This is a genomic window from Paenibacillus sp. N3/727 (assembly GCF_022637315.1).
GTDB classification, from domain to species: domain Bacteria; phylum Bacillota; class Bacilli; order Paenibacillales; family Paenibacillaceae; genus Paenibacillus_AQ; species Paenibacillus_AQ uliginis.
Map to the genome: position 1 here is coordinate 3,988,666 of NZ_CP093336.1, position 12,824 is coordinate 4,001,489.

The following is a 12,824-nucleotide window of genomic DNA, read 5'->3' on the forward strand; positions in this document are numbered from 1 at the left end:
TCACTCCTCTCCCCATTCAAAGCGCCAGAGCTCGGCTCCGCTGCCGTAATAAACCCCGCCGTTTATATAGGCAATACCGCATGTCGCTTCTTTCGGCAGTTCAGCAAGTTGATCCGGAACGAACACTCCTGGTGTTACGGTAAACAACGCTCTGCTTAGCAGGCCAAGAACAATCGGTCGCCCCTGATAAATAGTCTTGATCAGTCCCTGTCTGACAACCGATCCCCAACAAGATAAATCCTGTTGATAGACAACGATCCCCTTTGAAAGGTCGAAGATGAAAAACATACTGTCAGAAGTTAGGCCATAGATGAGATCGTCATCACTCGCCGACAGTTGAGAGATTTCTCGGGCTTCAGGGATAGGTATCCACTGCTGTTCAACCTTACGGTTAGAAAAGTTCAACTCATAAAGAACAGCCTCGGAAGCGATTGGTTCGCCCCCACCCGGTGTTTCAATACTGCTTCCACCGATAATACGGCCATCCGATAAAGTTGTAAGTGAGACGGTGCTTTGACCATGTACAACCTGATGATGCTCCAGTATGGTCACTTGCTCTGTCTCCAGGTCAACGATTCCTAATCCGCCGCCAACCGCGCCATATCCCGGAAATCCGCCATACAGCACATGACGTCCATCCGGATATGAAACAGCGCATCTTGGTCGATGAATCCGATCATCAGCGTAAATAAGTCTCGGGTTTCGATTGGATCCGCTCTTTGTAGCCAGCAGCTTCGAAGTATCGAGCACATGAACCAGCCCGCCCGCATAAGCAGCTCCAATGAGCTTGCTGCCTTGTACAGCATACGCGGCAATATTACCTCCGCCGCCGCGCTCGATTATCCCGCTTCCATGATTCACTATACTGGACTCATCCACATCATACGTGTACAAATGTAGAGGATGATTTGACGTTCCGTACAATTTCCCATCTGGCCCTTTACATAATGGGGATAGCGCCGTACCATCGCCATCATAACGGAGAGGCAGTTCGGTAACCATTCCATCCGGCTCTTGGATCGTTACTTGCCTGTCGGAGAGTTCCCATTCTATTAAGGAGCGTCCACCAGCCAAATTACCGTGGAGCTTCTTGTACCCATCGCCGTTATACACTGAATCCGCGCAATCCTGTTCAGATATGGATACTGCTTTCCCGCTGTGCAACCTGTACCACTGGCCTGGACCGTGGCCATCCCCATCCGGAAGCCACCCGTAAACATTTCCATCAATGCCATTGAACACCCGTCCGCTTCCCGGTTGAATCATACCCGATTGTCCACGAACGATAACCTTCCGTAAGCCATCCTCCAGTCTCAAGCAAAGTAATGCGGGAGAAGTTGTGCCTAATCCAACATACACCCAGCCAGTACGATCGGCAGCCAAACTCATGGCATATTTTCGCTCACGGTCCAGACGTGTTACGACCTGGCACTCACCTGCTAAAACGTCCAGCTTCATTAAATAACTGCCTGGATATGTCGTTGCATAGACATGGCCAAATTCGTTCTCTACAAACGCAAATCCGGCCGATTCTTCCCCGGAAGGTACTGCGAAACGGCCGATATATGCGGGAATAAATGGATCAAGAACATAGATGTAGGATCCCGCCCCTGTATAGAATAAACCATCGCTTCCACTCATCGCAGCATAAGGGTATTCATGGATACCATCCGGAAACGCCAGCTGTTGGCATACTCCCGAGATGGGATGAACTACAAGTGAATACCCTCTTGCCGCAATCACAAGTCGTTCCTCGCCTTCTTTATTTCGACACACGGCCGCTGAACGGGTCTCGTCAGCTGTAACTGGTATGCCAAGACATGTGAATTGTTCTAGTTCCATCGCTCCCTGTTTACTCATGATGGCACCTTTAGTTTTTGCCGACTGCATAATGGGCCGCTACTTTCTGCAAAGCACGGATAATATCCTCAACGTCTTGCTCGGAATAAAATTCGTTTAACGGTATTTGTACAGCCGTCTGTAAAATCTCCTCCGCAACGGGACAAATTCCTTGTGAATAGGTCGTATCGCTTAAATCGAATGGAAAATGACTTCCTAAATAGGCCTGTCGGTTCTGAAATAACGGCTGCATATAACATACTTCCGGAATATAGCCTGCACGATTCGGTATCCCTTCGGCTTCAAGAGCCTTGCAGAACTCATCCCGATCACAGGTTAGCGCGTTCATCTCCAACCTGAACATATAAAACCAATAAGTACACTCGTCATGGGCGTTTACCTTGGGGATATGAATACCTGGCACGGATGATAACGTCGCATTCATTCGATCCCCGTATGTTCTTCGACGCTCACAAATCCATGGCAATTTTTTAAGCTGGGCGATACCCACGGCACCCTGCAGCTCGGTCATTCGGTAATTCGGGGCAATAAATTTCGTGCCTCGTTCCAGCGTCGTTCCGAGTCGGCGATAATTTTTATCTGCAAAAGCATGCGTTGTTGCATAATCCTTCTCTTCCCCAGAGTTGACCAGCACCATGCCGCCGTCTCCCGTGGAAATATGCTTAAAGTCATTTGTACTGAAACATCCGTAATTACCGATCGTTCCGACAAGTCTGCCTTTGTACTTCGTAAGATAAGCTTGAGCACAATCTTCAATTACTTTGATTCCGTATCGGTGTGCTATGTCCATAATAGGATCCATATCGCAAGGATTGCCTGCAAGATGAACCACAATGATGGCCTTCGTCTTTGGTGTAATCCGAGCTATTACGGATTTCGGATCCAAGTTGTACGTGTTCGGTTCAAGGTCGGCAAACACCGGCACGGCATTTTGATATAATATACCGATCAGTGTGCCTTGATCGGTGATCGGACTTGTAATCACTTCGTCGCCTACGGTGACACCAGCCGCACCTAACGCGACATGAAGGGCTGCAGTTCCTGATGAAGTAGCCACACTATATTTGCTTCCGTACATGACATTGAAGTCTGACAAAAAATGTTTCACTTTTTCACCAAAATGATAAAACAGCGTGTTCTGTTCCAATGCTTCTAGTAGCTCCGTCGCCTCTTCTTCTCCGAATCGCTTTCCCGTACTGAACGGTGTGGTCTTACTTTGAGGACCCCCGTAGAGTGCTAGCTGTTCCATCCTGCCTGAGCCTCCTTTATATCTGCTGTTCCGTTAAACTGCTGCTGAAGTCAACCTGTTTATGACAAGAAACGCCGAACCGTATCACTCGATTCTCCTCCTCTAAAGAACGCTCACCTTTGCTTACAGGAGTCAGCATCACCGCACCTGGCGGCAGTTGTTCCGCATAAAAGGATCTATCCGTTTCTACATATAACCTCGCCGAGCGGCGGGATTGTTCCCATTTCGTTATCTCTTCGCATGTCCAAAACACATAACCCATGCTACGTGCTGCAGCTACAAGTGACCTGACAGCATCTCGAACCGCCGGAAGCTGATGAATATGCTGCTGATGAAACAGGAAATGAGCCACGCCCCGAACGCCTGCCACCGCTTCCAAAAACGGCTTGATCACCGAGACGTCCGGCAGAGATGGATGCTCAAGATCCTGAGTCAAAAATCCAATCTGTAGCACACTGTAGATCCTATTGTGTTCATCGGCCCAAGCGATAGGATAGTAGGGGTGGCAGGTTCCGAACGGAAAACCAACATTTCCTTTTTTGCTGGGACCTCGGGTCTGGTCAGCTTGTATGCCGCTGTCCTCGCACCACCGAAAGAACTCTCCCCACCCTTCGAAACGGGTGTAGTGGTTTTTGTTCGAGATGATGGATGCACCAGTAGACCTCCTGATGACGTCTAGCTGACGATTAAACTCATCTTGACTCCAAATACCGTCTTCCTTTTCCAGAGCATTATAATGAAAAGCCAGCTCATGTCCTTGTTCCTGAATGAGCTTATAAATACTCGGAGAATAACCAAGTTCAATCATGCACCAAGTAGAACGAACACCACACTCTTCCAGCACCTGCAATGTGGTATGCGCAGCTTCCTCTACGTTAAAGTCACTGTCATGCGAGATCATAGCAACCTGTTCTGTTCCATCCGGCCAATAATCGAGTAACGGTAGAGTGAGTTCCAGCGCATCCGATTCCGCTATGAGCTGCTGTATCATCACTTCACGCCACAAATCGGCGTAAGGAATATGGAAGTATGGAACTCCCGTCCCGGTTACAGTACGGTCCTTCTCCCAATCCATCTCGGAGCCGTCATCGGCTTTGAGTATCCCTTCATCGATGTCCCCCGTGCCATCCAAGGATGGAATACCATCCTGAAATACGGGCTCTCTTCCCTGCTGCATCCAGACGATCGTCGAAGGAATATCAACGTTCCAGCGGATCAGCTTGCCCTTCCCGATGTGAAAGGTCAAACGGGCAGGTGCAATTTCTGTACCTTTTTTGCCAAGACGAAGTGTTCCATAGCTCTGTATTGCAGATGAACTCTGCTCTTGAGGAATCCAAGGCTTTACACGTACCGCTCGAAGTGAAGGGTAGTTGTCCCCAAAGCTCACTTCGTCCAGCTCGGCATATACCGCGTCACGGCATCGTATTTCTCTGCAACCCAGCTTGCTTGCCATTCGGTTTAAACCGCCGTAATCGATCACCGTGGCACCGTCTTTAATCCATTGTTCCAATCGGGCAATATCGGCTTCTTTCTCCCCATGATGGGCGATCAGTATAATATCGGGTTCGTAGTTCTTCAGCGAGTCAGCGTCCTTGAAATTCCGGTATGGAACCCCGGCATGAGACAGTATTTCTTCGATATAAAGCTGAAAAAGATTCTGCCCATGCTTCCAGCTGTAATCAGCTGAATTTCGATTTAGCCAAACCCCGATTTTTGCGGCATGATTCATTTCAATCATCGCTCCATTCTCTGGTGTTGATTTTATAAAAAAGAGAAATGGGGACAACAATATGCCCCTCATTTCCTTGCGGCTCATTTGAACAATGCCTTTGGATCCTTCTCTTTGATACCTGCATTGTATTCCTGAATAATCTTGACTCCGCCCTTGTCCTTATACTCCTGGACGAGTTTATCCCAGTCGCTGACCGGACGTGTGCCGGCAATCATCTTAACCTGCTCATCCATCACATATTTTCTAAGCTCTGCCCCGCTCGTATTGTCCGTCGGTGATTCCAGGCCGCTAATCGGATTCGCATAAAGTTTTATGTCTTTATACATCATTTCGATAGACTCTACCAAATCGGCAAGCTGTTTCGTCTGATATGTTATAGAGTAATCATTGTCGGAATCATTAGGTGCCCATGAGGTGTTATCCACGAAATAGGTGGATGGAGCAAGACCATCCGAAGCAAAATTCTCTTTGTTCACGGGAACTCCGTCCGTCACATCATAGCCAACGCCAATTTTACCTGACCACCAATCGAAGTCCGCATTCTTCTCGTTTCGCTCGTCCTGTGGATAGAACTTTCGGCCGAAATCGATCATTTCCAAGATACGCTTTACCTTCTCCGGTTCAGAGGATAACTTGGCGCTCAACACCGTAATACCGTTATAACCCGCACCGGATGTCAGAGCCGTGTTGCCGTATTTATCCTGGAACGGTGCAAGGCTTACAAACTCTGCATTGGGATGGATTTTCAGCAACCCGTCCATATACTCCTGTGACATGCCCCGCGGTGTCCCGATAAAAATACCAGCCTTGCCGGAATAAAACTCCTTGTTGGTGTCTCCCCAATTCAAAATGGCATAGTCCTTCGTCATCGCCCCTTCCTTATAAAGCTCGGAGAGCATCGTTATAAATTCCTTGCGTCCTTCTCCGATGATTCCCGGAATATAATTGCCGTCCTGATCTTGGTGATACCACGCATCCGGATCCCAGTATGGGCCTTGGTTGAAGTTAGGGTTGATATCTTGACCGATTGCGATACCGTAAGTATCTTTCTTGCTGTTTCCATCCGGATCATTATTCGTAAAAGCTAGAGCGACTTCTTTCAGTTCTTCATAACTCGTTGGCACTTTCAAGCCCAGTTTATCTAGCCAATCCTTACGGATGACCGTAACGACCTGGTATTTAGGCGAGTACTGCGGAATGGCGTATATCTTGCCATCTACACGAACAGCATCCCATATGAAATCAGGTACCATCTTGAGTGAAGGATATTCATTGATGTAGGGTTCAATCTCAAGAAATGCCCCCTGCTTCGCAAATTTGTTATACCGGTTTTTGATGTCCGCGGACATCAACCCTACAATATCTGGAATTTTACCAGATGCAAACGTAGCATTGATCTTCTCCTCGAAAGCTGTGTTCGGAACGAAGGTGGGCTCATACTTCACGTTGAACTTCTCGTTAATCATTGTCAGCCCCGGACTTGACGTTGGCGGTGGATCACCATACCGATAATCGATCGCTGTGATGGTATACGTCTCTTCTACATTTGTAGGCTGCTTCTCACCTGTTGTTGCGGTTGCGGGTTGTTCCTTTACACTCTGCGTATTCTGGCTGCATGCTACCAGGCTGACCGACATGATTGCAGCCATAATGACTGTGAATCTGCGTTTTCTGGACATTTACGTCCCCCCATTTTTTCATAATAATGTGGAGCTGAGGCTCCATCTATGATTCATTCAGATGATCGCCATGGTTCGATCATCTAAATGGTCAACCCTTTACAGCCCCCAGCATGACACCCTTGGCAAAATGCTTCTGCAAAAACGGATATACGATGAGGATTGGAACGGTTGCAAGCAGGATCGCTGCCATCTGAATCGTCTCCGGTGGTGGTGGATTATCCGTAAACATATTGTCTCCGCCAAGCGTACCGGTCGTTTCGCCAACAACAACAATTTGTCTGAGAACGACCTGAATTGTCCATTTAGCTGAATCATTGATGTAGAGGATCGGGGCGAAGTAATTATTCCAATGCGTTACCGCGTAAAACAAACTAAATGCGGCCAGCGCAGGTTTGGATAATGGGAGAATAATCCGAGCGAAAATTTGCAAATCGTTCGCACCGTCCACGATCCCTGCTTCAATCATGTCATTCGGAATATTAATGAAAAATTGCCGGATAACAATCAAGTTAAACGGAGTAATTGCAACCGGCAGGATGAGAGACCATATCGAATCGAGCAGACCTGTCGCCTGCACCACCAAATAGGTAGGAATCATTCCAGCCGAGAACAGCAATGTGAATACAACCATAAACATTATGGACTTTTGACCAACAATCGGTCTGGATAATGCGTAGGCCATCGTGCTCGTAAAGAACAGGTTAACCGCGGTTCCGATAATTGTTACCGTTGTTGTCGTCAGAAGAGCTTGACGGAATGTTCGTGATTTCCATATATACTCATAAGCATCTGTTGACCAGGAGGATGGCCAGAGCAGTAGCTTGCTGCCAAGAAAATCCTCATAAGACGAAAATGAGACCGAGAACAAATATAGAAACGGAAACAACATGACCACACAAATCAACAGCAGCAAGCCGATATTGACCGAATCAAACAGCCTTTCAACAATTGATTTTTGTTTCACTGTTTACAATCTCCTTTCCGGTGGCCCGATAGGACGATTCAATACACACCTTGTTCGCCAAACCGTTTAGACAGTTTGTTGGCGCACATAACTAGCACAAGGCCGACCAATCCTTTAAAGACCCCCACCGCTGTGGAAAAGCTGTAATCGGACTGCTGAATCCCTTTGTAATAAACGTACGTATCCAGCGTATTACCAATCTGCATGTTAAACGCATTGAGTTGGAGGAATACCTGTTCGAATCCGACCTCAAGCACGTCACCGAGCCGAATAATAAGCATGATGATAATCGTACTCCGAATGGCTGGTAACGTAATGTGCCAGATTTGCCGGAAACGACTAGCACCGTCCATAACCGCCGCCTCGTATAATGCCGGGTTCACGCCCGCGAGGGCGGCAAGGAATATAATCGTTCCCCATCCAGCTTCCTTCCATATGACCTCAAACACTAGAAACAGTCGGAAGTAGTCTGGTTCCGTTAAGAATCCGATACTTTGCTGTACACCGAACAATTCCCTTAATGCATCGTTAACCAATCCCTCATTTCTGAAAAAAATCGTAACGATACCAACAACAACAACCCACGATAAAAAGTGAGGCATGTAAACTACCGACTGCATCAAGCGTTTCAACAGCGGATTAGCCACCTCGTTAAGCATGATGGCGAGCAGAATCGGCGCAGGAAACGCAAATGCGATCTGTAAAAATGAGATGACCAGGGTGTTCCATATGACCTGCAGCACTTCGGGATTTTCAAAAATCCGGCGGAAGTTGTCTAACCCGACCCACGGACTATCCGCAATTCCCATGAAGGGGCTAAAATTTTTAAATGCGATGGTAATACCCAGCATCGGCAAATACCGATAAATAAGAAAATATAAGAGACCTGGAAGCAGCAGCAGATATAAATAACGGTCCTTCCACATTCTCGTTCGAACCTGCTGCCAGCGATTACGTTTTGGTACGGTGTGTTTCAACTCATCAGTGGTCTGTATGACGGTTTCCAATCCCTTCACTCCCTTCTTGCGGGATCATATTTGCATGGTTAGCTGCCGTTAACACATATTCTCCCGACGGTACGTTCCATTTAGACTGGAATTGGATGTCCGTTATCGAGAGCTCACATGTCACAAGTCGATTTTTCTCGTTATTCCGTTGTTTAATGAATAAAAATCATGGATGCTGTACCCCTCTCTCGAAAATGCACCGAAGCATTAAGTAAAGTAAACGCTATCATTTTATGTTGGATGTATTGACCGATTATGCATTCTGACAGAGCTATACATGCCTCATTCGCTAAATATCCTTTGGGTGTCATTCATGTCAGTCAATTCGCATACATGTATTTTACTTGTATATAAAGTTAAATGTCAATTCAATTTTTGGACATAATTTCATGAAATTTTAGTTAGAGATGACATAGACGCTTCTTTGGCTCGATTTGCAGATCATAAGAATCATAACAAAAGGACTCTACGATAGTTCGCAGAGTCCTCGATTCAGTTCCCAATGGCTACTAAGATAACAATTTATAAATCCTTCTTAAGCACTTCGATCAGCCCAGCAGGCAGTTTAAATTGTTGATTATTCATTTGAAAGCTTCGAAGTTCTTCTAACAGTGCTTCCTCAGCATGCGAGTCCTTGATAAGCTGAACATCACGCTGCAGCCGTTCCATTTGATGATCAAGGTCGTTTGCCGTATCCGCCGCAGCTTTCAGCTCAAGCAGCAGCTTTTCAGGTACAGACTGGTTGTACTTGTAAAATATTTTGTGCTCCAGACTTGCCCAGAAATCCATGGCTATAGTCCGTATCTGCACTTCCACACACACATTCTCTACACGGTCAGACAAGAACACGGGTACTTCGACGAGTAAATGAAGACTTTGGTATCCATTTGGCTTCGGATTTTTAATGTAATCCTTCACGTTTATCACTTTCAGATCGCTTTGCTTCTGCAGCATTTCACTGACTTTGTAAGTATCGGAGAGAAAAGAGCAAGTAATGCGCAAACCCGCAATATCTTTAATATTTTCTTCAATGGATTCCAGAGAAAGATCGTTTCCTTTACGGTACAACTTCTTTAAAATACTTTCCAAGGATTTTAACCTAGATTTTGTGTGCTCGATCGGGCTGTAGTCATGTAGAGCTTGAAACTCCTCTTTCAATATTTCGATTTTCGTCTCGATTTCATCCAAGGCGAATTTATATTTCATCATAAAACGGGTAATTTCATTTCGGATTGTTTTAAGTTGTCCTATTTGCTGTTGGTTCATCTCAAGTCGTCCTTTCGGTTACGTGATGGATCAAATGAGTAAATAGCATCATTTCTTCTCTCCCTTAGATTTTAAGCCTTTAAGGAGCATCACTGCAACTTTCTATGGTTATGATGGGCTGTAAGTATCCGTTTTCGTTCCGAACCTTCGGCTAATTGTCAAAAACTTTCACACTTATAATAGTAACATTCAAGATCTTTTTCCGCTTCTATCTGCCTTCACCATTTATATTTTTTGTGCTGTCTTAGCTCTAACAGTTGCTATTTGCGGATACGCGATACCTAAAAGGATGACCAATACCCCAATCCATTGCAATCCCGTGACAAGCTCATTCAAAAAAAGGACAGATACGATCACTGCAACCGGTAGCTCTCCTGCTCCAAGTATGGTTGCCAGCCCCGTGCTAATCTTAGGCGCACCCATGGCGAACAACAGAACTGGAAGCACCACCCCGAATGTCCCCAGTATTAGCCCATATACCCACAGGCCGCCGGCAGGCGATACTTCTAAAAATACTTTGGGTGTAAAAAGAATGGTTAACAGGATCAAGCCGCCACATGACATATAGAAGCTGCGGGTAATCGACGGCATGTGCGTCTCCACTCTCCCGCTGAAAAATACAAACAACGCCATCATGAGAGCAGCAGCGAGTCCCAGTAACGTGCCTTTCAGATTAAGCTGGAGATGATCTGCTCCAATCAATCCTCCTGCCAATATCGTACCGATGAACAATATAACGATAGACACCAGTTTTGATTTGTCAGGCATTGACCTGTTCACAATCGCTTCAATAATAACCCCCATCCATGTGAACTGAAACAATAGCACTACTGCAATAGATGCGGGAATACTCTGTAGAGACTGGTAGTAGAACACCCCTGTTAAACAGGTGCATAGACCGACACCCGCGAGTCTGACAAATTGTTTGAGCGATACTTTTCTCCTCGCAAAAAATAGCATCAGAACAAGCAGAATCATCCATCCCGTTCCGAATTGGCTTATCATGACTTCTTCGAACACAAACCCTTTACTATAAGCCAGCTTAACTACCGTCGACAGAATACCGAAACAGCAAGCTCCCAAAAATACATACAACGAATTCTTTAGTAATTGAAACAAGATTCTCTCCCCCATAGAAAAAACCCACTCCTTTTTGTTTTGGATACCAAAAAACAAAAAAAAGTGGGGTTGAAAAATGCGATATCAAATTATTGATATATTGTATGATAAATTATGGTGAATGTAAATGGTCGCGACTCTTATAATATTTTGCGCTTTACAAACCTTTTAAAATCTTACGCAATACCTCAACCGCCTTCATCTCTTCTTCTTTAATAAGACGCAATTGTTCAATATCCTCAGCTCTTGACTGTCCATTCGGCGTCCCTCCTTCAGGGAACGGATACCGTTCATGCAGCTTATCAAAATGTTTCGTGATATTATGGTAAGCAGCTTCCGCCTCACCGAACCAATCCCGGATGTTCCGATCTTGATCCTGTTCCGCCGGCCAGTTTTCCAGAAGCTCCTTGAAGAATGCAGCCGCATTTCCTCGAGCGTCCCTGACCACAGCGATATTGTAAGCATTCCCGTTCGGCTCTATGCTGCCATTCTCGAAAGCTTTCATCCACACATCGTATCCTGCCAAACCTTTAACACTATCAACTGGGATATTTTCCTCTTCCCCATCATAATGCTCCAAAATCGATTGCAGTGCATTTTGCAGCTGTTCACGTAATGAGACCTCGGTGTAGTCGTCAATAGCAAGTACGAAGATTTCTTCGAGCACACTGCGTCCTAGATTATCGTAAGACAGCGAATCTTTTCTTCCGCATTCCTCGGCGAACAGGGATCTCTGTGCATCATCATACCCATATATAATACCAAACTCCGGGAAAAATAGATCCCACGCCAGCACCGGCACTCCCCGGTCCAGGGAACGGTGTATAAGCTCCAATGCCTCCGGTAGCGCCTGATGGATATCACGTTTCTCCATAGCGTTAACGTTTAGTTGGTCTTGTTGAAGCAAGTTCTTATTGGGACCTATTCCAGCCAACTTCCCATCTACCGTCTTAGAGCGGAAGCCCATGTTTTTTAATCCCCTTGTCAGAACGTCTGCAAAGTTGTACGTTGTTGGGCCGGCGATATGAACGCTATCTGGTACGATATTGATTCGGAACGCGTGACCTGTAAGGCCCATGATCATAGGGAGTGACAGCTTATTATCCGTATATTGAAGCATTTTATAAATAGATTCTGCAGCCGATGTCCATGTTCTAGCTTCTAATAAAGTATTTTTATACGTAAGCATCGTTTTTTTCATAATCCCCAAATCCCTTCTCGATTTAATATAAGAGTCAACTGTGACACGGATTTTTTGTTGAATAACTTTTTTTCGCGATCGAGAAATAATCTGGTACACGTTGGATGTCTTAAGCTGAAACAAATTCGCGATTTCTTGTGGTGACAGCTGTTCGAAGAAATGGGATTCAAAAATCAGACGTTCCCTCGGCTTAAGACATTGAATGATCTCAGTCAAGACGCGAAGCGTTTCCTTCTGCATCAACCGGCTTTCCGGGACATCTGACATAAACATGTCCTCCATGTGGGTCTGGTTAAGACGCCGCAAAATACCATCGAGATCATACCAATTTGCGGAATCATCACCATTCCGTTCCATCATGGAAGCCAGCGCGGTAAACGACTGTTCCTTCACAGCTGCTGTGCTGTTCAGTCTAGAGAACGCCTGATTTCGAACAATTCGGTGTACCCAGGACAAGAATCGTTCAACATCGACCAGTTTACCAAGATGCATAAATGCTCGAATGAGAGCATCCTGCACAATATCCTCTGCCAGGGAGGATTCTTGAGTATACGCTCTGGCATAGCGGTACACCTTGGCGCGATGCCGACGAACCAGTTCTCCAAACGCCTCGTTTTCACCAGACTGAGCCCGCTTCACCAGTTCTCTGTCTTCTAGCTCTTCCCAATCCTTGATGCTGCTGTCTTCCAAAGTATTCAACATATAACCCCGCTTTCAAAAAGTTGACCTGCTATATAGACTCGG

General features: G+C 46.0%; 9 protein-coding genes. All 9 read right to left on the minus strand.

The genetic code is table 11. From position 1 onward, the window contains the following. Entirely contained in the window at positions 1 to 1,860 is a 1,860-nt protein-coding gene (locus MNQ98_RS18240) for a hypothetical protein (protein WP_241929534.1), read from the minus strand. Positions 1,861 to 1,870: 10 nt separating this feature from the next. Then, the gene (locus MNQ98_RS18245; protein ID WP_241929535.1) at positions 1,871 to 3,109 is read right to left on the minus strand and encodes a DegT/DnrJ/EryC1/StrS family aminotransferase; all 1,239 of its coding nucleotides are present in this window, start codon (positions 3,107 to 3,109) and stop codon (positions 1,871 to 1,873) included. Positions 3,110 to 3,125: 16 nt separating this feature from the next. Continuing rightward, positions 3,126 to 4,895, minus strand: coding sequence for a polysaccharide deacetylase family protein (locus MNQ98_RS18250; protein WP_241929536.1), 1,770 nt, complete (start codon positions 4,893 to 4,895; stop codon positions 3,126 to 3,128). Between the two features lie 26 nt (positions 4,896 to 4,921). Beyond that, the gene (locus MNQ98_RS18255) at positions 4,922 to 6,520 is read right to left on the minus strand and encodes an extracellular solute-binding protein (RefSeq protein WP_241929537.1); all 1,599 of its coding nucleotides are present in this window, start codon (positions 6,518 to 6,520) and stop codon (positions 4,922 to 4,924) included. 91 nt (positions 6,521 to 6,611) lie between these two features. Next, positions 6,612 to 7,487, minus strand: a complete 876-nt coding sequence (locus MNQ98_RS18260) for a carbohydrate ABC transporter permease (RefSeq protein WP_241929538.1) — start codon at positions 7,485 to 7,487, stop codon at positions 6,612 to 6,614. Positions 7,488 to 7,525: 38 nt separating this feature from the next. Further along, positions 7,526 to 8,494, minus strand: coding sequence for an ABC transporter permease (locus MNQ98_RS18265; protein ID WP_208919299.1), 969 nt, complete (start codon positions 8,492 to 8,494; stop codon positions 7,526 to 7,528). Positions 8,495 to 9,016: 522 nt separating this feature from the next. Continuing rightward, a complete protein-coding gene (locus tag MNQ98_RS18270; RefSeq protein WP_241929539.1) occupies positions 9,017 to 9,760 on the minus strand; it encodes a GTP pyrophosphokinase in 744 nt (247 codons plus the stop codon). Between the two features lie 225 nt (positions 9,761 to 9,985). Then, complete coding sequence (locus tag MNQ98_RS18275) at positions 9,986 to 10,894, minus strand: EamA family transporter (protein WP_241929540.1); 909 nt, start codon at positions 10,892 to 10,894, stop codon at positions 9,986 to 9,988. A 142-nt stretch (positions 10,895 to 11,036) separates the two neighbouring features. Next, entirely contained in the window at positions 11,037 to 12,782 is a 1,746-nt protein-coding gene (locus MNQ98_RS18280; protein ID WP_241929541.1) for an RNA polymerase sigma factor, read from the minus strand. Positions 12,783 to 12,824 lie beyond the last annotated feature (42 nt).